Genomic DNA, 26131 nt, shown 5'->3' with positions numbered 1-26131 from the left:
GAAATTAAACAGTAAAGAAATCAGTAAAAAAAATAAAAAATGGCAAAAATAAATCCTGATACAGAAAGAGAATCTCTTTATTCGAATTTAGATAAAATGAGTACTAATGAATTACTCTCAAATATAAATAATGAAGACAAAAAAGTAGCCGATATAATTGAAAAACAAATTCCTAATATTGAAAAATTAGTAGATATTATTGTTTCTAAAATGAAACTTGGCGGAAGACTATTTTATATCGGAGCAGGTACATCTGGAAGAATTGGTATTCTTGATGCTTCTGAATGTCCTCCTACCTTTGGAGTTCCTGACAATTGGATTATTGGTATCATAGCAGGTGGTGACTCAGCTATCAGAAAAGCAGTAGAAAATGCCGAAGACGATATTGATCAAGCGTGGAGAGATTTATCTGCTTATGACATTTCGAGTTTAGATGTAGTCCTAGGAATTGCAGCTTCAGGAAATACGCCTTATGTTATTGGCGGACTAAAAAAAGCTAGAGAAAATAATATCGTTACAGGTAGTATTTCATGCAACAGTGCTAGTTTAATATCAAAGCAGGCAGATCATCCTATTGAGCTAATTGTAGGCCCAGAATTCCTTACCGGAAGTACAAGAATGAAAGCTGGAACATCTCAAAAATTAGTCCTAAACATGATTTCAACATCAGTTATGATTAAGCTAGGTAGAATTTACGGTAACAAAATGATAGACATGCAATTGTCTAACAAAAAACTGGTACAAAGAGGGGTCGAAATGATTGTAGAAGAGCTTAAGATTGATGAAAAACTAGCCTCTGAATTACTAAAAAAACATAAAAGCGTTAGAGCGGTTTTACTAGCAGAAAATAAAAATCTAGAAGTTTAACAAGCAAACTATTCAAAATCTTTTATAGTTTTATAAAAGAATAAACCTTTAAAGATATAAAATGACACCAAGCACGATCCTAATCCTAATCATCATTTACTTCGGAACATTATTCTATATCTCGCACAGAGTCAGCAGAAAAGATGATGGAAACGAAGCCTTTTTTACAGCTAATAAAAACTCAAAATGGTATTTAGTTGCCTTTGGAATGATAGGAACTGCTCTTTCTGGAGTAACTTTTATATCGGTTCCGGGAGAAGTAGGAGCTGCGAGTGGTGAACAATTCAAATATTTTCAATTTGTACTAGGTAATGCTATAGGATTTATAATAATTACAAAATTATTATTGCCCCTGTATTACCGAATGAACTTAACTTCTATTTACGGATATATTGAACAAAGAATGGGCTTTTACAGCTATAAAACAGCAGCCTCAATATTCTTAATCAGTAGAACCGTAAGTTCGGCATTTAGACTCTATTTAGTTGTAATCGTATTGCAGCGCTTTGTATTTGATTATTATAATATTCCTTTTGCATTCACCGTATTAATTTCCCTGCTTCTTATCTTTTCTTATACCTATAGAGGTGGACTAAAAACAATTATTATAACTGATACTTTACAGACTTTTTTCTTAGTTACTTCAGTATTTCTTACTATTTATTTTATTTGTGACCGCATGGATTTAAGTGCAATCGGTGCTTTTGAAGAAGTGAAAAATAGTAACTATTCAAAAATATTTTTCTTTGATGATTTCCTAGGAAGCAAATTCCATTTTATAAAGCAGATATTAGGAGGAATGTTTGTAACGATAGCAATGACAGGGCTAGATCAAGATTTAATGCAAAAAAATCTGAGCTGTAAAAACATTGGCGAAGCACAAAAAAACATGTTCACCTTTACAGGAATCTTTGTTGTTATTAACATCTTCTTTTTGAGTGTTGGCGCTTTACTATACATTTATGCTAACAAAAACGGAATCGCAATTCCTACTGACTTAGTTACAGGCAAACCAAGAACCGATTTACTTTTTCCTGAAATAGCTTTGAACCATTTGGCTATAGTTCCTGCAATTGTATTTTTACTTGGAATCATTGCTGCAACTTTTGCTACTACCGATTCAGCATTAACAGCCTTAACAACTTCATTTTGCGTTGATTTCTTAGGTATGGATAAAGCCGAAAATAGTAAAAAGAAAAATACTGTACGCATAAGGCATTTGGTACATATCAGTTTCTCAGCATTAATCTTCTTTGTAATACTCATCTTTAATTCTATCAATGACAGTTCTGTTGTTGGAATGATATTTAAAGTTGCCTCATATACCTATGGCCCATTACTAGGATTATATGCTTTTGGACTGTTTCAAAAAACAAGAAATGTAAATGATAAACTGGTTCCACTCATCTGCCTATTATCCCCTTTCTTCACTTATCTGATAAATGAAAACTCAAAAGTATTATTTGCAGGATACGTATTTGATAATGAATTAATAGTATTAAATGGATTAATAACTTATCTAGGATTATATCTGACTAGCTCTCGCAGCAGTGAAAAAATAAGTTTTTAAAACCACGTTAAAAACATAACTAATCGACAAATCAATTAGAAACTACGAGCAAGTAGTTTTTAATTGATTCAAAAAATAATTATATGAAAAATTCCTTCATAAAAATTAGCCTATACGCCACATTTTTATTTTTGGTTATCAATTGTGCTACCAGAAAAAACAATACAATTATAGATTCAAATAAAGACGCTCTTACAAAAGATACTGTTGTTTATATTGCTCCGAATAAATCGGAGAAAAAAACTTTTTTTAAAGATTCAGATAAAGAAACTAATTGGGTTGACAGCATTTACAACAAAATGTCACTTCGAGAAAAAGTAGGTCAGTTGTTTATGATTTCAGCTTATTCTAATAAAGATTCAATTCATACAAATCAAGTCAATACATTAATTCAAGACTATAAAGTAGGCGGAGTAATCTTTTTTCAAGGTGGTCCTGTACGTCAAGCTAAATTAACCAACCAATACCAATCAAAAGCAAAAGTTCCTTTATTCATAGGAATTGATGCCGAATGGGGATTAGGTATGCGATTAGATTCTACTTATCGTTATCCTTGGAATATGACTTTGGGAGCTATTAAAGATTTGAGTTTAATTGAGAATGTTGGAAGAAATATGGCCAATGAAAACAAGCGAATCGGAGTTCATTTTAATTTTGCTCCAGTACTTGATATCAATACCAATCCTAAAAACCCTATTATTGGGAACCGCTCTTTTGGTGAAGACAAAGTTAATGTTAGCGATAAAGCCATTGCCTTAATGAAAGGGGTACAAAGTCAAGGCGTTTTTAGCACTGGAAAACATTTTCCGGGACATGGTGATACGTCAACCGACTCACACTACGCTTTACCTTTGGTGAATTTCTCAAAAGATCGCTTAGAATTAGTTGAGTTATATCCATACAAACGAATCTTCAATGAGGGCTTAGCATCAGTTATGGTTGCCCATCTTAATATTCCAAGTTTAGAGCCTACTCCAAATGTTCCTTCTTCGGCTTCCTATAATGTAGTAACCAACCTGCTTCAAAAAGAATTAGGTTTTGAAGGCTTAATTTTTACAGATGGTTTAGCAATGAAAGGCGCAAGTAATTTTAAAGGTCCTGGTGATTTGGAAATAGCTGTACTTCTTGCTGGAAATGACATTTTACTTTGCCCAGAAAATGTACCTGTGGCAGTTCAAAAACTTGAAGTAGCTTATAATGATGGTATCATCACCGAAGAACGTTTAGCGCATTCGGTTAAAAAGATCTTGCATTATAAATTTAAAGCTGGGCTAAATAAATACAACCCAATAAATATGGCAAACATTTACAACGATCTTAATCCATCGCAGAATGATGCTTTACATTATAAATTATATGAAAATGCTATTACGGTTCTAAAAAATGAAAAGGAAATACTTCCTATCAAAAATCTAGATCAGAAAATCGCTTATGTAAAACTAGGAGAAGATGTCAACAGTGATTTTGTAACTACATTAAAAAAATACACAGACGTTACTGAAGTTGCTAACACTAATATTGACAGCCTAAACGATGAGTTAAGAAAATATGATGTTGTTATCATTGGTTTCCATAAAGTAAATAAAACTTGGGAAAAGCAGAATTTTACAGAAACCGAATTGGTTTGGCTGCAAGAAATTGCAAAGCACAACAAAGTGATACTAGATATTTTTACAAAACCATATTCATTATTACCAATCACTAATTTTGATGATATAGAAGGATTAGTAGTTTCTTATCAAAACTCAGATATCAGCCAGATCGTTTCGGCAGAATTACTATTTGGAGCCATCCCAGCCAAAGGAAAATTACCTGTATCTATCAATACCTCTTTTAATGTAAATGATGGATTATCAACGGAGAAATTAAATCGTTTGGGTTTTACAACTCCCGAAAATGTAGGTATGAATCCACAAATTTTATCTAAAATAGATGCTATTGCTCAAAAAGCAATTGATGGCAAAATGACTCCCGGTATGCAAGTACTTGTAGCGCGAAAAGGAAATGTTATTTTCCAAAAATCATATGGTCATCAAACCTATGATAATACAAGAAAAGTAACCAATTCCGATTTATATGATGTCGCTTCGCTTTCAAAAATGATTTCGACACTACCTAATGTAATGCAACTATACGATAATGATAAAGTAAATCTAGATACCAAATTAAAAGATATGGTACCTCTTTTTGCAAAAACAAACAAAGAGAATATCACTTTCAAGGATTTACTAACCCATTATGCAGGGCTACAAGCTTGGATTCCGTTTTACAAAGCAACACTAGACAGTCAAGGCAAACCTTCGGCTAAATATTATCGTAGAGTAGCCGAATCTGAATTTTCTACAAAGGTAGCAGATGGTCTTTTTATTAGAAATGACTATCACGACACCATCATGAAGATTATTGCTGATAGTCCAGTATCGGCTAAAAAAGAATACAGATATAGTGATTTCACTTTCATTATCCTGAAAGAATACTTAGAAAGAAAAACACATAAAAAATTAGAAGATCTGAGCCAGCAAAATTTTTATAGCACACTCGGAATGAATAACACGCTTTACAATCCATTAAACAAATTCGACAAAAATAACATTGCCCCTACCGAAATAGATAATTATTTCAGATATCAAGTGATTCAAGGATATGTTCACGATATGGCAGCAGCAATGGAAGGCGGAGTAGCTGGTCATGCTGGAATATTTTCTAATGCCATGGATGTTGCCAAAATGATGCAGCTCTTTTTACAAAAAGGAAATTATGGCAATAAACAATACTTCTCAGAGCAAACATTTGATGCATTCAATACTTGTTATTATGCCGATAAAGGAGTACAGAGAGGTTTAGGTTTTGATAAAAGAATAGAAAAAGGCGGACCTACTTGTGCTTGTGTTTCTCCATCTAGTTTTGGACATACAGGATTTACAGGAGACATTGCTTGGGTAGATCCAGAAACAGAAATTGTTTATGTATTTTTATCCAACAGAACCTATCCGGGTGTTATTAATGACGAGAATAAATTATCAAAAGGAAAAATCCGAGAAGATATCCAGCAAATAATTCAGGACGCTATTATAAAATAAACACACACCCAACAAGTTAAAGAATAGTTCTATTTATTAAACAACAAAGATCATGAACGCAAATCTGGAATTACTGTATAAAATTGCCCAAAAACCTTCCCGAAATATTATCGGATTAATGTCAGGTACTTCTTTGGATGGTCTGGATGTAGCTTTATGCGAGATTTCAGGTTCAGGCGAAAATACAACTGTTCAATTAACTCAATTTGATACTGTTGATTATTCAGAAGAAATAAAATCAGAAATTAGAAGTGTATTTGCTAAGCAAACAATCGATTTTCAAAAACTCGTATTATTAAATGAGTGGATTGGCGTTCTTCATGCCAATATCATTTTGGACTGTTTGAAACGTTGGAGCATCCCAACCGACCAAGTTGATTTAATTGCCTCACACGGACAAACCGTTTTTCATGCCCCAAAGATTTTACATCAACAAGAAAAATTTCCAAATGCAACTTTACAAATTGGCGATGGAGATCATATTGCAGTAAAAACAGGAATCATCACTCTTTCTGACTTCAGACAAAAACACCTTGCAGCAGGTGGCGAGGGTGCTCCACTGGCTGTTTATGGAGATTATTTTCTATTTACAAAAAAAGGAGCCAATCGTATTATGCTTAATATGGGCGGAATTGCAAACTTCACCTACTTGCCATCAAGTAGTAATCCAGAAGAAGTTTTTGTTACAGATACAGGAACAGGAAATACCTTAATCGATGCTTTTACCAGACTTTCGTTTCCTGAGAAATCTTACGATAAAGATGCTGAAATTGCAAAAAAAGGCACCGTAAACCCTGCTCTTCTGAAAGCCTTAAAAGAAAATGAATTCTTTCATGCTCCATTTCCAAAAACAACTGGACCAGAACTTTTCAATATTGAATATGTTAGAAAAGCGCAAATCCAAAGCAACACAGAGAATAGTACTATTGAAGATTTATTGGCAACATTAACACGATTTAGTGCCGAGACTATTGCCAGTGCCATACATTCAACTATAAAAAACACATCCTATTCTATTGAGAGTTTCACTATTTATATGTCAGGTGGAGGTGCACACAATCCTTTATTAGTAAGCTGGCTCAAAGAACTATTACCTTGTGAGTTTTCAAACACTGCCGAGTTAGGTATTTCTGGAGATGCAAAAGAAGCCATATTATTTGCTGTTTTGGCAAATGAAACTGTTTCAGGAGGAACTTCAGATTTTGGAACACGCAAAGGCATTCCATCAGTAGCAATGGGCAAAATCTCTTTTCCAAGCTAAAAATTCCTTATTTAAATAAATAACGAAACCAAAAACAAACCAAACCAATGACCAAAGAACGTTTAATATCGCTAGATGTATTTAGAGGATTTACTATTTTATTAATGACAATAGTCAACAACCCGGGAAGCTGGGCCTCCATATATCCACCATTAGAACATGCAGAATGGAATGGCTGTACTCCTACCGATTTAGTTTTTCCTTTTTTTGTTTTTATAATGGGAACAGCAATCCCATTTGCGATGCCAACAAAACATTTAGACTTTAGTGTTTTTAATAAAATCTTAGTTCGCTCCTTGCGAATTTTCTGTTTAGGATTGTTTTTAGCTTACTTCAGCAGAATCCAATTATTTGGTTTAGAAGGAATCCCATTATTACTACTTAGACTAGCAATAACCTTTGGGGTAGCTTATGCCCTTTTAGGAAATTTTACTTTAAAGATAAAAACCTACCTCATTTTAGGAATCTTTGCTATACTATTATTCTTAGCGTACAGTCAAATAGAAGCATATCAAGATGTAAGAATCCCAGGTGTTTTACAACGAATAGGAATTGTATATTTCTTTGCATCCCTATTGTATTTAAAAACAAATCTAAGAACACAACTTCTAATTGCTGTTTCCATTTTATTAGGGTATTGGACTCTAATGGCTTTTGTTCCAGTACCAGGATTTGGCGCACCCAATTTTGAAAAAGGAACAAATCTAGCAGCTTGGTTAGACAATTTATTATTAAACGGACATTTATGGAGCTACTCTAAAACTTGGGATCCTGAAGGGATTTTGAGCACTTTACCAGCTATAGGCACAGGAATCTTAGGAATGTTTATTGGACAAATACTAAACTTACAAATCCCTAAAATTGAAATTGTAAAAAAATTAGCCATCGCTGGAATTGTTCTAGTGATTACTGGTTTACTTTGGAACATTATATTCCCAATAAACAAATCATTATGGTCAAGCTCATACGTTTTGTATACAGCCGGTATTGCAACAGTATGCTTAACGATATTGTATTACATCATAGATGTAGCAAACTATAAAAAATGGACAAAACTCTTTTTAATTTGGGGAGTAAACCCGATGATTGTATTTTTCTTTTCAGGTATCATACCAAGAGTTTTAAGCTCTATTAAAGTACAGAATCCCGAAATAGCTACAGAAGAAATCAACCTACAAACTTTAATTTATAAATTTGGTATTGCTCCTTGTTTTGAAAATCCACTGAATTCATCATTAGCATACGCTATATCATACGCCATATTTTGGTCACTTATTCTATGGGTTTTCTATAAAAAGAAACTTATTTTTAAAGTATAATCTCATTACTTTTTATCCGTTTAGGTTAAAAAATATTTCAAGAAAAAGAGACGACTAATAATCGTCTCTCCTTTTTTAAGTTTATAAATAAGTACGAACAATATTCAACCGCAGCAAATGAAATTGAAATATGTATTTATCGGATTTATATGCATTGGGCTTTTTTTCTCTTGTGCATCAAGTAATAGAATTGCTAGTAATTCACTCTTAAAAAATGGTGGTACAATTGTGGTGCGTCAAGATTTTAAAAAATATTTTGAAAACTGCAATGTCGATGGTTCAATTGCAATCTATGATACCAACTCCCACACATGGATTTTATCGGATACAATTGGTACAAAAAAAGAAACCTTACCCGCGTCAACTTTTAAAATCATCAATCTACTTATTGCATTAGAAACAAACACTATTTCTAGTGAAAATGACATTGTAAAATGGCCTGGAACTACAGATACTCTAAAATATGATTATCGTCCCTCTATTTATCACGATATAACAGTAAAAGAAGCCTTTGAAGTATCAGCAGGCTGGGCATTTATAGAATTAGCAAAGAAAATTGGCAAGGAGAATTACAAAAAGTATTTAACGCTTTGCAATTACGGAAATGGTAACCTCTCCCAAACAGATGCTGATTTTTGGAATTTTGGTGCATTTGCGATTTCACCAATCAATCAAGTGAAATTCCTTAAAAAACTTTACGAAGAAAAATTACCCTTTTCAAAACGAAATATTGAGATAGTAAAAAGGGTAATGATAACTGAACAAAACAAAGAATACACTATCCACTCAAAAACAGGTTGGACAAGAGAAAACAATATTAATACAGGCTGGTGGACTGGCTACATTATAAATAAAAAAGGCACTTACTTTTTTGCAACACGCCTTTTACAAGACAGAAAATCCAATACTCCTAATTTTGGGAACTGCCGAAAAGATATCACTAAATCTGTTTTTAAAGATCTAGATATTATCACAAGTAAAAACTGATTATTTAAAAAAAGATATGCTTCAAGCTTCAAAACGTATCGTACTTCTACCTCCCTTAATGATATATTTTTTCATTGAAATCATTTACATTTTTCTAATATCAAAGTCATTTTATTTATAACAAATGGGAAATAATAAACGAAAACACAAATCCTAAACCAAAGTAGATACTTTTCACTATCTTCTTTTATCCACAGAAATTCTTTACCTCTAGATCTTTTATCAAAATTAAAATCTATTTGCTTTTTATAAAACATTATTTCTTCTCGAAACTTGTTTCTGCACCACCTCCAAAATAATAGTAATATTTCCCAATTGATAGCTCTTTCTCTACTTCGAAAAATGTTCGTTTAAAATTTATACTTTTATCTAAAACCTTCAATATTTTGTATGCTTGTTTTCTATTATAAGGCATTTCGGTTTCAAAATCATAGTATAACATTAGTCCCCAAAATAAATACTTCCTATTTAAGGAATGTGTTCTAATTTTAAAACCCATCCAACTTCCATCATATCCAATAACACAGTCGTTGTTCTCTTCACAATTTATAATTGTTTCAATTCCAATTTTATTTAATTTAGCCATTAATTTTTTGACTATAACTTTGTCTATTGAAATTTTTGTAATAAATTCTTTTGATTTTTTTCCTTCTTTCCTAATCAATGCTATTTTTACATTCCCAACAAAATCTCCATTATTCATTTCAATCAACTCAAAACCTAGTGGATAATCAATTATTCCAATTTCATAAATTCTTTTATGATTAATGCTGTCAAATTTTGTAAATTGTGTAGTATCTAACTCTATTTTTTGAGATAAAATAATGTTGAAATTTAAAACTATACAAATGAATAGGAAAAAACTTTTTTTCATAGTATTATATTGCTTGTTTTTAGTTTTTGTTTTTCAAAATAATTCACTTTTAATAAAATCTTATTCTTAACATTGATAATCAACTTTTTAATTACAATTGTAACTACTCTGCTACATCATCCTCAACCTCTCAATTAGTTAACATTAATGCTAAAGTAAAAAAGAATTATACTTTTTGAAGTTCTTAATTTTTCTCGTTTGTTATTCTGATAATTTTTTCTCCTTTCATTTTACATTTTACAGGGCAAAATAGGTTTAGTTAATCCCTTATTAACGCTTATCTACTAATATATTCAAAACGAATTACAATATCCAAATGACTTTAAGATAGATGTAAAAAAATCAGATTATATAAATGAGTGGGCGAAGTTGTTTCTGTACGTCCCCGAATTATTTAAAATAAAACTAGGCAAAGTAATAGAAATACCTTTTTATTAAAAACCGATTATTTAAAAAGAGATACACTTCAAAACCAGAACTACCATACTCCTACCCACTTCATAATATATTTTTTCATTGAAATCATTTACATTCTCCCAATATCAAAGTTATTTGATTTATAACAAACGGGAAATAATAAGCGAAAACACAAATCCTAAACCAAACCAAAGCAGTCTAGCTACTCTATTATCTCTAATAATTTCTTCTCTTTCGCTGTTATTTGTTTTCACAATAAATGGTATTTTAATTTAAGGCGAAAAATACATCGAACCTCGTGCTTTCAGAGGAAAAATAAATTATTTAAATATCATAATAAGCTCAAATTTAAGCCTCTTGTTTCATACTGAAGCAATATACACATCTAAGAATATTATCTAAATAAAAATGAGGCAAAACTGTACAAAATTAAAATCAACTTAAAAACACAAAACCAATCTTCACAAATAAACTTTCTACATATTTAAAATGATAAAGACATCATCTTGAAGTCTATTCTCAGTTAAAATAAAAAAAGCAGCATTCAAAATATTGAAATGCTGCTAATTGGAATAAATAATTATTCTTTTTATATTATTCTGTTTTCTGATACTTTTTATATGCTGCTTTAGCAATAGAATCTAACTCTCGACTTGCATAATAATTTAAGCAGGTTGCACAGATATAATTTTTTTTAATTATTTCTTGTTGTTCTTCTTCACTACAATCGTCACAATTCGGATAAATTGGCTTAGGTATGTTTTTTATTATTTTTGTAGTTAAAGTATCTATTTTTCCATATTCAAAATAAATAGGATCGTAAGGCACCATAAGGTCTTCTTTGGATATTAATTCGAAGATATTTTTATCCTTATACCCTTTCTGTATACAGGAAAAATAAACTCTTGTTTTAAACATATTTATCCATTTATTGTTCTCATCTCCAAAGTGGTATTCAAATTTATCTCGTTTATAAGTCCCACATGAAATTAATAAACAACTAGTTATTAAAACTATTTTGCTCTTTATGTTTTTTAGTTTAAATACCATACATCAATAAATTTAACAGGTACAAATTGATTCGTAATATCATAAAAATGACAGTTTAGTAAGCAACTACCATTTTCTAATAGATCAGCATGTCCTGATCCCCAATCTTTTTGAATTGCATCTCTAGCAACCATTGTATAGATACCGTTTTTACCAGTAAATAAACTAGGGAAAATTTCTCCCTTATTTCCTCCTTTAGAAGCATCATAGTGCTGGTAATTTGATGGGTTTGTCCCGAAGGTTTTTTTCATCCAAGTATTTAAAGCTTTCGCATTTATAATATAATTTCTGCCATCTTTATCCTTGATGGTGTTTTTAGTTCCATTTGGATTATCAGGCAATGAAGGAATTATTACATTTGCATCATTAAATGCTTTTGACATTCGAATTGCACAAGTATTTAGTTTAGCCCCACTTGCAATAACATCATTATACATTTTTAAGACTTCTCCACCAATATTAGTACAAAGAGTTTCTGCGTTTGTGTATTTACTTGGGCACGCATTTTTGAAATTTTCAAATGTCGGTAAATTTTGTTGTTGAAAAATAAGATTCGGATTTTCCCAATAAGTAGCATCATAATCCCCATCAGTCCCCTCAGACGTTCCCATAAACCAATTCTCGAATTGTTCAAATGTTGTATCACGATTATTCTTGAAATAATCAAGTGTCCAAGATACAAAAATTCCAGTTTCTCGAGTGTAACCACCTTCTAATGTTTTATTGCTTTCTAAATAAAAATCAATACTTTTTCTAGCATCATGATATTCAGCTCTTAGCAATAGGTCAATTTCTTCGCGGCTTAGTACATTAGTGTAGTAATTATAAGGATCATACATAGGTATAGTTAAAATAGGAGTATAAGGTATTACTTTAGTACATGCTCCTCCTGGACCTGTAGCAACACAAATAAATTCTGGTGTCCAATCTGGGCTTGGGCTAGTTGGAGGGAAAAAAGCACCTGATCCTTGACTTGGAGTTGTAGGAGTTGTTACACAACCCTTACATCCACCAGGATAAGGACCAGGACCAGGATCAGTAGGACGCGGAATAGGAGTACAACTTTCGGAGACAATCCAACCAGGTTGTTGCCCAGTCGTGCCAGTGCATGACTGTCCTGGAGAATGATTCCCTCCTGCAGTACATTGTTTAGGGGTGTAGGTTGTTACGCAAATGGTTAGAGGTTCATCTATTACTCCATCTGAACCTATTTCAATTGTACCTTTATTTGTATTAGTTGTTGTTTTATCAATGTTTACTTTTCGTTTATAGTATAAATATTCAATCGTTTTACTTCCTGTGAAATCAATATTGTCATCTGGATTTACAAGATGCTTTTGTATAGATTCTTTGTAATTTTCATCGGGATAGTATGTCACAAGATAAGCGGCATCCCTTAGGGCATCTTTTTCAATTACAAGATTTTGAAAAATATAACAATTTCCAGAATCATTAATTATAGGTATTGTATAAGAAGTATAATCGTTTAGTATATATTTTTTTACTCGGTTTGATAAATCTAAATTAAATAAATTTTGATTTTGATTTTTTAAATTGTTTGTGTTTTGTTTAAGTTTTTTTGAGGTGTTTTGTAAAATTGGACTTAAATAGTAATCTTTTTTAATTTCATCAAGACTTATATTTTCTTCTTTTATCCCAGATAATAATTTTGTTGTCGCGCTTACCGCTTGCGCATTTTCTGATGTTTCATAATTACAGTTAGAAAACACTAATAAAATTAAAACAAGGATCGCTCCTAATTTGATTTTTTTCATCTATTTATGGTTATTGGTTACTAAGATTTTGTACTTCAAGATTCTTAATTCAGAAGTTATAGGTACTTTAATTTGAGTAAATATATAACAAAAATTCTTACAAATATTTTTTCATAGTATTTGTCTTTTAATTATTCATAGGTTTTCTTATTTATTAAATAATTAAAAATAAGTTGTTTAAACAACACATCGGACGTAGAAATTACATTAAAACTCAAATCTTTCGGAGAGCATTCAGATTTTGTTTCCTAGTTAAATAATGCAACAAGATGTGGACAAAAATATGGGTTCGATTCCAGATTAGTACATATAGACAATAATGGTTTGGCAACAACTGACTATGAATTAAGAAACACTAGAAAAGATGATGCATACATATCCTGTAAAAATATATTTGTTACTAAAAAATAATCAAAAACTTTAAATCATGACACTAGACTTCATGCAGAATTTCCCTGAAGGGCTTGAAAGTCTTTCAGGGAAGCCTACAAACTTCTAAGAGAAGATTATTAGATCATTTGGTTTCAAATACATTAGTAATTGATAAATTGCATAAAACATCAATAATTTCACATAAAAAGTTATGGATCATATTACAACATCATTCTTAATTACTGTATTGATTATCTATATACTTTGGTTTATATCGTCTATATATATTACAATAAAAATTGCTAATAAGCTTGGAAGATCCAGAGTATTGTGTTTTTAGTTTCGTTCATAATCACATCATATATAATACTTGAATTAAAATGAGGTAAAACTGTATAAAAAATAAATTGACCTATCCTTTTGTATTGGGAGCTGGCAGTTCAACTATTTTATGAGGTGTTCTTGTTGAAATCTTGTCTACGATAAACCAACTCTTATCTATTTTCATAAGATGGAAATAATCTACAAATAAAAGTTTTGAAGTACTAATTTCGACTTTGGCATTGGCTATGTCGTTTGTAATATCCATAAACACAATACGCCCTGACCAATTATTAGATTTAGGATGTTTTTTATAACCTACAATATACTTTGATTTAGGTACAATATTAAATTTATTTTCAGCAAAATATTTCAGTTGCCAAGAGTCATGAAATGACGTAGCGACCATAAGTGAATCTCCAGTGGCTTGACCATCTATGTAAAGATTGAGTGTTTTTTGAACCAAAAGCCAGTCATTGTCAGCATCAGTAGCTTGGGCATTCGTATTAAAAGACAAAAAACAAAGGGAAATAAATAAAAATACTTTTCTCATTTTTAAAATTTTAAATTGTTAATAATGAGTGCAAATATCCAGTATAAAAATATTTTAAAGGTTTTAATTTATAATACCGTACTCTTAATCTATAAAATAAAACTTATTTTGAGTACAACTTTGCTTTATCAAAATAGAATTAAAAAAAGGAATTCTATTAACATCTAATGCAACCGTAATTTGATTATCTACCTAAAAAGTAACCTCCTTTGCAGAGCCTAAAATAAACTTCAAGCTATAAAAAAAAGCCTGAGAATATAAATTCTCAGGCTTTTTTTATTTTGTGACCTTGACGGTACAGAATTCGAACCTTTTGTTAGAGGATTTAAAGATTCTAATAGATGTGTAATTGATAGTTTACGAAATAAAAATCAACTGATATTTATCAGATAACAAATAGTATAAAAAGAGCCGAAAGTCTAAAATGAAAAATGACAACAAAAAGAAATATGGATGTTGGTTTTTAGTCAACCAGCATATTTTTGAAAAAGAATTTGAGGTAATTGAACAAAAAGCTATAAATGTTTTCCTTGATTTTATTTCCGATAAAAATTATGGAGTAGGTGTCGGACTTTTTCGTTTTGATATTTATGTTGAACAAAATGTAAATTTTGATCGACAAACTGATAGTATTTATTCTACTTGCGCTCACTTGTCTGCTCATGTTGACAAGCAACTTTTTGACACAGCAAATGATGACGAAAAATTGAAGTTACTTCTCAATGCGTCTTTAGTTCTAGTTAAATATTTAGAACAAAGAGTTCCTTTGCCAAAGGATTTTAATGCAGACAATTTGTTTGAAGACTACAAACAATATTTAAAAAGCCAATGTTTGTTATTAGACCAAAATGAAACAGATCGAGCTGTTATCAAATTTTTTGACACCACTCGTTTTATTTTTAGAAGAACAGAAACAATCGAAGTTGACAAAAGCAAAATCTATTTTGACCTTAACGAAGTTCAGGATTATATAAATAATAAGATTGCTGGCAGAACATTCGGTAAATCTGTTACTACCGTAGACTTTGGATTTGAACTTTATGACTTCAATGGTGGCTTTGCAACATTTTTGAAACAAACAGAGAACTATAAAAGATACGGAACTAAATACAAAAACTATCTTGTAGTAAAACACCTTGATTATTCGGAAATAAAAAAACTTGATGAACAGCAACAATATCGATTATTGAAAGCAAAAATACTCGAAGGCATAAACGATTATGACGACTTAAAAAGAAAGCCAAAGGATTTTAATAAGGAGGGATTTTACAATATAATGGAAAACATACTGAATACCTATGAAAAACAAAAAAGTCAATGCTAATACCGAATTCAACAATCTGATTATCAAGACTAATGGAAATTAATTTTGTATTTGCATGATTTTAAAAATTCTAAGAATGGACTTAATTTAGTATCAAACCCTCTGTAGCACCCTAACTTTAGCTTTAATTGCAAATTAAAAACATATGAGCATTGATTTGATAAAATTGAAAGAAAAACTTAAAACTCAATCTGACGACGATTTTGACTTTGAAGTAGCTGATTATTTGTTAACTATAAAATTTGAAGGAAAGATTCTTAATCAAATCCAAAGAAGAGTTGTATCAACTAATATTCTTGACAATGAAGTTTTCAATGGCGGGTTTGACCAATTTTACTTTAACAATGAAAACGAATATATTGACGACGCAATTGGTGGATTGAGCGAATTTGGTGCAAATGAATTTCTTGAACTTGCAATTAAATCAAAAGAAATTTATTTACGAGACAGAGAGCTATATGCTGATGACCGGAACCCTTATTTTGATCCTCTTGACAACAAATTTTATGAATTAGATCATTATGTACAATTAAGGATTAACTATGTTAAAGCGCATCTTGACGAAATAATAAAGTAGATATAAAACTGACTGCAAAAGCAACTACAGCTAATAGCCATTACAACGAATTTGAGCAATAGGATTTATGGAAAAATAATTTTGCATTTTAAATGATTTGGCAAATCCGAAGAATGGCTCCAATTTATACCAAACCCGCTGTAGTACTAGAACATTATATGACATGAAAGCACTAGACGCATAGAAAAGATAAAAGGATTAACTCAATTTGATATAACTTCAGACATCGTTCCAGAAATTGGTGTAGGTGGCGTAACTTTTAAAAACATTTTGACTGACTTTGAATATGTATTGACAAATGAACTTTTAAACAAAAAAAACATTCAGAAAGTTATTGAACATACATTAGATAATGAATATTTATATCTGACTCTAAGAACAAATAATAATGAATTTAAAATTGAGATAGATATATTTTCAGGTCAAATAAGTTCAATGGTTTGTGAAAAAGGTTACCAAGGAAAACTACTAAATGGTTTTGGAATTGGTTCAAAAATTAGCGAACTTATAAAAGCTGAGAGTAATTTTGGCTTTGATTTAGATCATAGCTTCTTTACAAAATATCCTTTTGACGGTTTAGTAATTTATCCACCAGTTAAACTCGTAGATAAGATTTACTCTGCTACTATTGATGGCAAAACTATTCCTGACTTTAAAATCGAAACTATTGAAATTCTCTCAATGGATTTTGCTAAAGAACACTTTAACGACACACTTTTTATAGGATTATAAAAACTTTTACGTGACAGCTATTACAACGGATTTTACTACTTAATTAAAGGAAAAATGTTATTTTTATTTGAATTAGATAACTTAAAAAAGAGTTCAATGAGACTAAACTTTAACTTAAGGCTCTAAAATAGAATCGTAAAACTTAACAAATCCATGAAGGGGTTCGAACCAAAATCTCCTTTAAATATAGGCATTTTCAAGGTCTATAAGAAAATATTGAAAATTTTCGAACCACAAAAAAAGCCTGAGAATATAAATTCTCAGGCTTTTTTTATTCAGTGACCACGGTAGGGTTCGAACCTACAACCCTCAGAGTCGAAATCTGATATTCTATCCAGTTGAACTACGCAGTCATTTTGATTATAGTATTCAGATTTTAAATTCTCATTTAGAATCTGAATACTACGATCTATTTTTTATACTAATAATTTCTTTACAATTGCTGAGATTGTTTTTCCTTCAGCAGTTCCACCTAATTGAGCAGAAGCTAATCCCATAACTTTCCCCATTGATGCAATTCCTGAAGCTCCAGTTTCAGCAATAATTTTAGCAATTACAGCTTCTATTTCTTCTTCACTTAATTGTGCTGGTAAGAATTTTTCGATTACCGCTACTTGTGCTAATTCTGGTTCAGCCAAGTCAGGACGATTTTGTTCTGTAAAAATTCTAGCACTTTCTTTACGAGTTTTAACTAGTCTTTGAAGTAATTTAATTTCATCGTCTTCTGTTAATTCTTCTTTTGTTCCTGAAGCTGTAGCAGCCAATAACATTTCTGATTTAATAGCTCTTAAAGCCTCCAATGCTACAGTATCTTTTGCTCTCATGGCGTTTTTAATTTCGTCCATGATGGTTGTTTGTAAACTCATTTTAGTTCTATTTTTAAATAAGCTAGGCTTATAGATTGACATTTTATTATACGGGACTTTATGTCTCCATGAAATTAAAAATTCTTTTAAAACTTCAAAAGAAAGTCAAATTTCTTAATTCTGTGCGAAGATAAAAAAAATAACCCGAAAATTAAATTCAATTTTCGGGTTACCTCATTTTGATTTTAGCGTATTAATCTACGTTGTCGTGCAAAAATGAATTATTAGAACGCAACTGCAAATCATTATTACTATCTGTTCCTACAGAGATTCTTGAGTTTGTATTGTTTTGTGAACTGTTTGAAAGATCAATACCTAATCTTTTGTAGGCTGGTTCTTTCTCTAATTCTTCTACTCTAGAAACATTATTATGGAACTTATAATTAAATTCTTTTAATTTTTTTCTTCTTTCGTCAGCTCTTAATCGTAATGTTTCTTCGATAGTTAACTCCATTGGAGATACTTCTTCAGAAAAATTAGTTTCTGGCGCTACTGCTCTTTGGTGAACTGTAATATTCAACTCTTCTGGAATAACTTCTTCAATTACTTTTTCAGCAGGTTTTGATGAAGTTAAATCATTTTCAAGTTCCATATACTCTTCAAGAGAATACTTGATAATTCCGTTATCAGAAAGCTCCGTAACTGGTACGAATTGTACTGGCTGATTTACTTTAATATCACGTGTTTCATTTGTTAATTCAAACAAAACTCTAGTATCTTCTACTACTGGCTCTGCTTTCACTTCTGGTTCAGCTCTAAAAAGAGGCAAGTCAAAAGAAAAAGTAGTTTGCTCTTCTTTTTCTACGATTTTATGTTGAACAGCTCTTACAGGGGCAACTTCCGGAGCTGAAATTGTAAAATCAATATCTGTAATCGGAGAAACGATTTCAAAAGTTACATCCAAATTTTTAATAAATTCAGACATTACAACTAATTCATCTTCGTTAATCACTGGTGCTTGAACAATTGGCGCTACTGCTGTAGGTTCAGGTGCATCGTCAAGTAATTCAAAAACAATTTTTTCTTCTGCTTTTGGTGTTGATGGTGTTTCAGCATTTAAATCAAAAGAAGTAAGTGTTTTATTCGTCAAATTATGAACACTTCTTTGCTCATCTTCTAACGTATGTATAATTTTTTTAGGCTCTGTATTTACAATTTCATTTTGTTGTTCAACATCAAAACCTGTAGCAATGATTGTAACAGCAATAGCATCACCAAGAGTTTCGTCTTCACCAACCCCCATAATGATATTAGCATTAAAACCAGCTTCTACTTGAATGTGATCATTGATCTCACCTATTTCATCAAGTGTGATTTCATTAGAACCTGAAACGATAAGCAACAATACGTTTTTGGCTCCAGTAATTTTATTATCATTTAACAATGGAGAATCCAATGCTGAAATAATAGCATCTTTTGCTCTGTTTTCTCCAGATGCAGTAGATGATCCCATTATAGCGGTTCCACTGTTTGACAATACCGTTTTGGCGTCACGTAAATCGATATTTTGAGTATAGTGATGCGTAATTACTTCAGCAATACCTCTTGAGGCTGTTGCCAAAACTTCATCCGCTTTAGAAAATCCTGCTTTAAATCCAAGATTCCCGTATACTTCTCTTAATTTATTATTATTGATTACAATTAATGAATCAACTTGCTTACGTAACTTTTCGATACCCAAAAGCGCTTGCTCCTGACGTACTTTTCCTTCGAAAAGAAACGGAATAGTAACGATTCCAACTGTAAGAATCTCTCTTTCCTTAGATAATTGTGCAATTACTGGCGCAGCACCTGTTCCGGTACCTCCACCCATTCCTGCAGTAATAAATACCATCTTAGTATTGCGATCCAACATCTTTTCGATGTCTGCAATGCTTTCGATAGCCGATTGTTGTCCTACATCTGGGTTAGCACCTGCTCCTAAACCTTCTGTTAGATTAACTCCTAACTGAATTTTATTAGGCACAGAACTATTTTGTAGCGCTTGTGAATCGGTATTACAAACGATAAAATCTACCCCTTTAATTCCTTGCTTAAACATGTGGTTTATAGCATTACTACCTCCACCTCCTACACCGATAACTTTTATTACATTTGATTGATTTTTTGGTAAATCAAATGAAATGCTTCCAAATTCTGAGTTGCCCATCATATTTTTGGTTTTTTGATATTAAATATTAATTCTTGTCTTGTTTTATAATCGCTTATTCAGCGTTGTCTAAAAAATCTTTGATTTTATCGACATAGCGGTCAAAAAATGATCTTCTTATTTTTGTTTCAGTCGATTCTTCTTTAACTACTTTCTTCACTTCTTCAACTGCTTCTACATAAGATTCTTCAACCTCATGATGTTGCTGTTGTACCGGGGCTCTATATACAGGTGCCTTTGGTTGTTCTACAACATCCATTCTTATGGCACTTTGAGTGCTGTTTTCAATACTGTTCATTACTAAACCAACAGCGGTGGCATATAATGGGCTTGATATTTCTTCGTTTGAATTACCTGCCAAATGCTCATTTGGATATCCAATTCTGGTATCCATACCTGTAATGTACTCTACTAACTGCTTAATGTGTTTTAGTTGAGCTCCACCACCTGTAAGAACGATTCCTGCAATTAATTTTTTACGAGGATCTTCATGTCCGTATGCTTTTACTTCAGTAAAAACCTGATCAACAATTTCGACTACACGTGCATGAATTATTTTTGATAAATTCTTCAAAGAAATTTCTTTTGGCTCTCTTCCTCTTAATCCTGGAATAGAAACAATTTCATTGTCTTTGTTTTCACCCGGCCATGCCGAACCAAATTTAATCTTCAATAACTCAGCTTGTTTTTCGATAATCGAACAACCTTCTTTTATATCATCTGTAATTACATTTCCACCGAAAGGAATTACAGCTGTATGACGAATGATTCCATCTTTAAAAATTGCTAAATCTGTTGTACCGCCTCCTATATCAATAAGTGCTACTCCTGCTTCTTTTTCTTCTTGACTTAATACTGCATCTGCCGAAGCCAATGGCTCTAGTGTTAAGCCTGATAATTCAATTCCTGAACTCTGAATACATCTTCCTACGTTTCTAATAGATGAAGCTTGTCCAACTACAACGTGAAAACTTGATTCTAATCTTCCACCATACATTCCAATCGGTTCTTTAATCTCCGATTGTCCATCAATTTTAAATTCCTGTGGTAAAACGTGAATTATCTCTTCCCCTGGTAACATTGCAAGTTTATTAACTTGATCTATTAAAAGTTGAATATCATTTTCACCAATCACCTCTTCAGGATTGCTTCTGCTAATGTAATCTGTATGCTGAATACTGCGAATATGCTGTCCTGCAATACCTACGACTACGTCTTTAATCTTGTAACCCGAATTATTCTCCGCTTCATGTATCGCTTGCTGAATAGATTGTATTGTTTGAGTAATATTGTTTACAACACCTCTCGCAACACCTAAGCTTTTTGATTTTCCTATTCCTAGGATCTCAAGCTTACCATATTCATTCTTCTTACCTATCATGGCAACAATTTTTGTTGTACCAATATCTAGACCTACTGCAATATTATCTTTTCCCATTATCTATTATTTTGTGCAAACTACTTGTTCCGTAAACCTAAGATCTATCTTTTTGTATTTATATAACGAACTATCTAAAACTGCCTTTTGAAAAAAGGCCTTATAATTATTAAATTTTCGCTCAACATTTATCATTCTTCCGAAATCTACCTCGTAATTAAAATTTCTGTTGAGCATTTTTAGGCTACCATTAGGCATAATTTGAATCGCAATGATATTTTTTTTCAAAAATGTATCGTCATAAATCATGCGGAATAATGTAGCCAATTCTCCGTTATTTTCTTTTTTTAAATCCCCCGAAACAAGAGGAACTCTAGCCGTAAAATTATCAGACAAAGGCATTTTACCTCCCTCATAATCAATATAAAACGACTCATTCCCGTTCATAATGCGGGCTATCGGCGTTTTCTGTTTTACTACTGCTTTTAGAACGCCATCAATACTCACAAATACATCCGATTTTTCAATCATCTCTTGCGTATTAAGGGCTTTCTCTATCTTATTCAAATCTAACCCTTCTTTTTTAATGCTAGAAGCATCTCTTTTATTTTCTATTAACAATTTATTAACCGCTTCTGGCTTGACAAAAATAGCGTTTTCCCCTACAAAAACAACGGTAGATTTCTTTAAATTTCGCGCTCCATTTCTATGTGAAGTAAACGAAAATAAAAAAACAACCACCCCAAACATAAGGATTAAACGAACATTTACCCAATTAATTAGTTTCATTTAAAATATTTTTAATTGACGGTACTAATTCTCCTAAATCACCAGCTCCAATAGTTACAATTACCGTTGCATTACTCGCTTTAATTGAGGCTAATAAATCATTTTTAGCAACTATTTTCCTGTTAGAATTACTCATTTTATCCATTAACCATTGCGATGTAATTCCTTCCATCGGCAATTCTCTTGCAGGATAAATATCTAATAAAATCACTTCGTCAAAAGCAGATAAACTTTTGGCAAAACCATCAGCAAAATCTCTCGTTCTACTAAACAAATGCGGCTGAAAAACAGCTAACACTTTTTGCCCTGGATACAACTCTCTAACTGCTTGGTTTACTGCATTTATTTCTGTTGGATGATGTGCATAATCATCTATATAAACCAGATTATCTTTTTTTATTTGGTATGAAAAACGTCTTCTTATTCCGCTAAATGAAGCAATAGCATTTGCAATTGCTGCTGTCGAGGTTCCGTATGTTTTTGCCATAGCAATTGCCATTAGCGCATTCATCAAATTATGTTTTCCTGGTAAACCAAAATGCAAATCTTTCATAATTTCTGATGGCGTTTGCACATCAAAAACATAACTTCCATTTGCTATTCTAACATTAAATGCTTTAAACGGAGCATCTTCATTTATAGCACATTGAACTCCCTCCAAAGGCAATTCTTTGGTTATAAAAAGATTATTTTTATTTTCAACTTTTGAAGCAAACTCAACAAAAGATTCTTCTATAGCTTCACTTGTTCCGTAAATATCTAAATGATCTGCATCCATTGATGTGATGCAAGCAATATTCGGATGTAAATGCAAGAACGAGCGATCAAATTCATCTGCTTCAACAACAGTAACCGTTTTTCCGTTCCCTATTAAATTCGAATTATAATTCTCAACAATTCCACCTACAAAAGCAGTAACATCAGCTCCACTTTCATAGAGAATATGTCCTAAGATGCTTGATGTAGTTGTTTTACCATGCGTACCAGCTACAGCAAATGAAAAGGTATCTTTTGTAATGATTCCTAAAACCTCTGCTCTTTTCTTAACTACATAATTTCTTTCTAAAAAGTAATTCCACTCTGAATGTGTAATTGGAACTGCTGGCGTGATTATAACCAATGTATTTTCTACAAAATAATCACTTGGAATTAAATTGATATTATCTTCAAAATGAATATTAATTCCACTTTCGATTAGTTCATTTGTAAGTGTTGAAGGCGTTTTGTCGTAACCTGAAACTTGTTTTCCAATATTTTTGAAATAACGAGCCAGGGCACTCATTCCGATGCCTCCAATTCCTATAAAATAGACGTTCTGTATTTGGTTTAAATTCATAATTAGGTCATATTGTCTTTATGTCTTTCGACTTCAGACTATTTTTTTATTTAATCAACTTTATAATTTCCGCAACAATTGCTTTTGTTGCACCTGGTCTTGCCAATCGTTTTATGTTCTCACTAAGCTGTTTTTGCTTTCCTTCATCCTTCAACAGTGCTTCAAAAACAATGCTAAACTCGCTGTCTAGCTCAGATTCTTTTAATAAAACTGCACCCTTCTGATCTACAATTGCTTGCGCGTTTTTTGTTTGATGATCTTCTGCAACATTTGGTGATGGAATAAAAATAACAGGCTTCCCAACTATACATAATTCCGAAACCGATGATGCTCCTGCTCTTGAAATGATAACATCTGCAGCCGCATAAACAAAATCCATTCGCTCTATAAAATCAACCACTTTTACATTTGGTTGATTGTATTTTTTATAATCTTCAAAATATAATTTTCCGCATTGCCAGATAATCTGAACATTTTGAGAAAGTATATTTTGCAATTCTTTTTCTATTAATTGATTTACTCTACGAGCGCCAAGGCTTCCACCAAGAATCAACAACGTCTTCTTATTAGCATCTAGATTATAGAATACAACAGCTTCATCTCTTTTACTATCGATATCTATTAAATCCTGACGAACTGGATTACCCGTTAAAACAATTTTATCTGCAGGAAAAAAACGTTCTAGATTTTCATACGCTACACAAATCGCACTTGCTTTACTGCTAAGCAATTTATTAGTGATGCCTGGAAACGAATTTTGCTCCTGAACAACTGTAGGGATTCCAGCAGAACCAGCCATTTGCAACAACGGACCACTAGCAAAACCACCTGTACCGATTACGACATCAGGTTTAAATGCTTTTATTATCCTTCTTGATTGCAATAAACTACTGATTAACTTAAAAGGAAACATAGCATTCTGGAAAGTTATTTTTCGTTGCAATCCAGCTATCCAAAGTCCTTTTATTTTATATCCTGCTTGTGGTACTTTCTGCATTTCCATTTTGTCTTTTGCACCAACAAAAAGAAATTCAGCATCAGGATATTGTAATTTTAATTCATTCGCAATTGCAATTGCAGGATAAATATGTCCTCCTGTTCCTCCACCGCTTAATATGAATTTATATTTTGTCATATTTTTAAATGTTACTACATTTTAAAAATTATTATATTCTCTTTTTTCAACTGCAATCACTTCATAACTGCATCCATTGGATTCTTAGCATTATCTTCGATTGAATACCCTCCAACTTCTTCTTCACTCTCTAATTCATTCTCCTCCTGCAATTGTCTATCTATCATTCTTTTGAGCACCTCTTCTCTTTTTTCCTTTTCTTTCAGCTCTTCTTCTATTTCTTCATCTTTTTTGGTGACACTAATAATGATACCTAGTGCAAAACAAGTCATCCAAATCGAACTACCCCCACTACTAATAAGCGGCAAGGTTTGTCCTGTTACGGGCAATAATTCGACTGCAACAGCCATATTAATCATCGCCTGAAATATCATTGGAAAACCGAGCCCGACGACGACTAATTTCCCAAATAGCGTATTGGCTTTATGCGATGCAATTACAAATCGAAACATCAACAATAAATACAAGCCCAATATTGTAAGTCCTCCAATCAATCCATATTCTTCTACAATAATCGCATAAATAAAATCGGAAGATGATTGTGGTAAAAAGTTCTTCTGAACACTTTTCCCAGGTCCTAAACCTCCTAATTTTCCTGATGCAATAGCAATTTTTGCTTTTTCTATCTGGTAATCATCCTCATCTGGTTTATCTGTTGTAAAATTCTCGATTCGGCTTCCCCATGTTCCTACCCTGCTAAAAAAGCGAGATTCAGGAAAGGCTTTCGCCAAGAGAAGAAAGAACAAAAACATTACTACTCCCGAGCCGATAATGATTCCGATATATTTTAAAGGATATTTACCAATAAAAGTCAGCATCAATACCATTGAAAAGATAAGTGCTGTTGTCGAAAAATTGGCTGGTAAGATAAGCATCAACGTAACAAAAACCGGCATCCAAAGCTGTATCAACGAGGCTTGAAAAGGCTCATCTTCATCTCTGGTTTTCGATAAATAACGCGCCACAAAAATAAACAACACCATCGATGCTAATGTAGAAGTCTGAAATGTGATTCCGATAAACGGAACCTGAATCCATCGACTTGCATTTGCTCCAGCAATAACAGTTCCTTTTAAAAGCGTGTAAGCCAACAAAATCCAAACCACTGGTAAAGCTACTTTTGAAATAGCTCTAAAATAATGGTATGGCACTTTGTGCACCCAGTAAATAATTAAAAACCCGATACAAATATGAGCTAAGTGTTTTACCAAATACCCCAATGTATTACCAGTTCCATGACCTATATAAGCCAAATTACTACTCGCACTAAAAACAGGCATAAACGAAAACAAAGCCAATAAAGCCACGAATGACCATATTACTCTATCTCCTTTTAATTTGTTTACTAGTTCTTTCATTTTATTTTTTTAGATTTATGAATTTAGATTTTTATAAATTC

At 32.0% G+C, this 26131-nt stretch carries 20 protein-coding genes and 1 tRNA gene; 9 read left to right on the top strand and 12 right to left on the bottom strand.

Annotated elements, in window-relative coordinates; translation table 11 throughout:
• Window positions 1-39: 39 nt before the first annotated feature.
• The 6 genes from murQ to LNQ49_RS16345 all read left to right on the top strand — a co-directional run bounded on the left by murQ (window position 40) and on the right by LNQ49_RS16345 (window position 9084).
• Window positions 40-867, top strand: a complete 828-nt coding sequence (murQ, locus tag LNQ49_RS16370; RefSeq protein ID WP_229990096.1) for an N-acetylmuramic acid 6-phosphate etherase — start codon at window positions 40-42, stop codon at window positions 865-867.
• Window positions 868-928: 61 nt separating this feature from the next.
• Window positions 929-2437 carry a sodium:solute symporter gene (locus LNQ49_RS16365; protein ID WP_229990095.1) on the top strand — a complete coding sequence of 503 codons (1509 nt, stop codon included), beginning with the start codon at window positions 929-931 and terminating at the stop codon, window positions 2435-2437.
• Between the two features lie 83 nt (window positions 2438-2520).
• On the top strand, window positions 2521-5517 hold the full coding sequence (locus tag LNQ49_RS16360; RefSeq protein WP_229990094.1) for a serine hydrolase domain-containing protein: 2997 nt from the start codon (window positions 2521-2523) through the stop codon (window positions 5515-5517).
• A 52-nt stretch (window positions 5518-5569) separates the two neighbouring features.
• Window positions 5570-6778 (top strand): anhydro-N-acetylmuramic acid kinase, encoded by a 1209-nt coding sequence (locus LNQ49_RS16355; RefSeq protein WP_229990093.1) that lies wholly within the window; start codon window positions 5570-5572, stop codon window positions 6776-6778.
• 47 nt (window positions 6779-6825) lie between these two features.
• The gene (locus LNQ49_RS16350; RefSeq protein ID WP_229990092.1) at window positions 6826-8097 is read left to right on the top strand and encodes an acyltransferase family protein; all 1272 of its coding nucleotides are present in this window, start codon (window positions 6826-6828) and stop codon (window positions 8095-8097) included.
• 117 nt (window positions 8098-8214) lie between these two features.
• The gene (locus LNQ49_RS16345; RefSeq protein ID WP_229990091.1) at window positions 8215-9084 is read left to right on the top strand and encodes a penicillin-binding transpeptidase domain-containing protein; all 870 of its coding nucleotides are present in this window, start codon (window positions 8215-8217) and stop codon (window positions 9082-9084) included.
• Window positions 9085-9340: 256 nt separating this feature from the next.
• Here the strand turns inward: LNQ49_RS16345 and LNQ49_RS16340 are convergent, their stop codons facing one another.
• From LNQ49_RS16340 to LNQ49_RS16325, 4 genes are all read right to left on the bottom strand, one after another.
• Window positions 9341-9958, bottom strand: a complete 618-nt coding sequence (locus tag LNQ49_RS16340) for a hypothetical protein (RefSeq protein ID WP_229990090.1) — start codon at window positions 9956-9958, stop codon at window positions 9341-9343.
• A 1011-nt stretch (window positions 9959-10969) separates the two neighbouring features.
• A complete protein-coding gene (locus tag LNQ49_RS16335; protein WP_229990089.1) occupies window positions 10970-11425 on the bottom strand; it encodes a hypothetical protein in 456 nt (151 codons plus the stop codon).
• Entirely contained in the window at window positions 11410-13200 is a 1791-nt protein-coding gene (locus LNQ49_RS16330; RefSeq protein WP_229990088.1) for a T6SS effector amidase Tae4 family protein, read from the bottom strand. The genes LNQ49_RS16335 and LNQ49_RS16330 overlap by 16 nt, the downstream gene beginning before the upstream one ends.
• Window positions 13201-13984: 784 nt before the next feature.
• Complete coding sequence (locus LNQ49_RS16325) at window positions 13985-14446, bottom strand: nuclear transport factor 2 family protein (protein WP_229990087.1); 462 nt, start codon at window positions 14444-14446, stop codon at window positions 13985-13987.
• A gap of 424 nt (window positions 14447-14870) precedes the next feature.
• Between LNQ49_RS16325 and LNQ49_RS16320 the strand changes: the two genes are divergently transcribed.
• From LNQ49_RS16320 to LNQ49_RS16310, 3 genes are all read left to right on the top strand, one after another.
• A complete protein-coding gene (locus LNQ49_RS16320) occupies window positions 14871-15770 on the top strand; it encodes an Imm44 family immunity protein (RefSeq protein ID WP_229990086.1) in 900 nt (299 codons plus the stop codon).
• Window positions 15771-15915: 145 nt separating this feature from the next.
• Window positions 15916-16347, top strand: coding sequence for a DMP19 family protein (locus LNQ49_RS16315; RefSeq protein ID WP_229990085.1), 432 nt, complete (start codon window positions 15916-15918; stop codon window positions 16345-16347).
• 270 nt (window positions 16348-16617) lie between these two features.
• Entirely contained in the window at window positions 16618-17079 is a 462-nt protein-coding gene (locus LNQ49_RS16310; protein WP_229990084.1) for a hypothetical protein, read from the top strand.
• 279 nt (window positions 17080-17358) lie between these two features.
• Here the strand turns inward: LNQ49_RS16310 and LNQ49_RS16305 are convergent.
• The 8 genes from LNQ49_RS16305 to LNQ49_RS16270 form a co-directional block, all read right to left on the bottom strand.
• Window positions 17359-17432: transfer RNA gene (locus LNQ49_RS16305), tRNA-Arg, on the bottom strand.
• Between the two features lie 63 nt (window positions 17433-17495).
• Window positions 17496-17945, bottom strand: coding sequence for a GatB/YqeY domain-containing protein (locus LNQ49_RS16300; RefSeq protein ID WP_129540971.1), 450 nt, complete (start codon window positions 17943-17945; stop codon window positions 17496-17498).
• A gap of 193 nt (window positions 17946-18138) precedes the next feature.
• The gene (ftsZ, locus tag LNQ49_RS16295; RefSeq protein WP_229990083.1) at window positions 18139-20097 is read right to left on the bottom strand and encodes a cell division protein FtsZ; all 1959 of its coding nucleotides are present in this window, start codon (window positions 20095-20097) and stop codon (window positions 18139-18141) included.
• A gap of 52 nt (window positions 20098-20149) precedes the next feature.
• Complete coding sequence (gene ftsA, locus LNQ49_RS16290; protein ID WP_229990082.1) at window positions 20150-21532, bottom strand: cell division protein FtsA; 1383 nt, start codon at window positions 21530-21532, stop codon at window positions 20150-20152.
• Window positions 21533-21538: 6 nt separating this feature from the next.
• Complete coding sequence (locus LNQ49_RS16285; RefSeq protein WP_229990081.1) at window positions 21539-22261, bottom strand: cell division protein FtsQ/DivIB; 723 nt, start codon at window positions 22259-22261, stop codon at window positions 21539-21541.
• Window positions 22248-23597 (bottom strand): UDP-N-acetylmuramate--L-alanine ligase, encoded by a 1350-nt coding sequence (gene murC / locus LNQ49_RS16280; RefSeq protein ID WP_229990080.1) that lies wholly within the window; start codon window positions 23595-23597, stop codon window positions 22248-22250. The genes LNQ49_RS16285 and murC overlap by 14 nt, the downstream gene beginning before the upstream one ends.
• 46 nt (window positions 23598-23643) lie before the next feature.
• Window positions 23644-24732 carry an undecaprenyldiphospho-muramoylpentapeptide beta-N-acetylglucosaminyltransferase gene (gene murG, locus LNQ49_RS16275; RefSeq protein ID WP_229990079.1) on the bottom strand — a complete coding sequence of 363 codons (1089 nt, stop codon included), beginning with the start codon at window positions 24730-24732 and terminating at the stop codon, window positions 23644-23646.
• A gap of 56 nt (window positions 24733-24788) precedes the next feature.
• Window positions 24789-26090 (bottom strand): FtsW/RodA/SpoVE family cell cycle protein, encoded by a 1302-nt coding sequence (locus LNQ49_RS16270; RefSeq protein WP_229990078.1) that lies wholly within the window; start codon window positions 26088-26090, stop codon window positions 24789-24791.
• Window positions 26091-26131 lie beyond the last annotated feature (41 nt).

It is taken from the genome of Flavobacterium pisciphilum (assembly GCF_020905345.1).
GTDB classification, from domain to species: Bacteria; Bacteroidota; Bacteroidia; order Flavobacteriales; family Flavobacteriaceae; genus Flavobacterium; species Flavobacterium pisciphilum.
The sequence above is the reverse complement of the archived record's forward strand: the minus strand, read 5'-3'. Positions and strand labels throughout refer to the sequence as shown.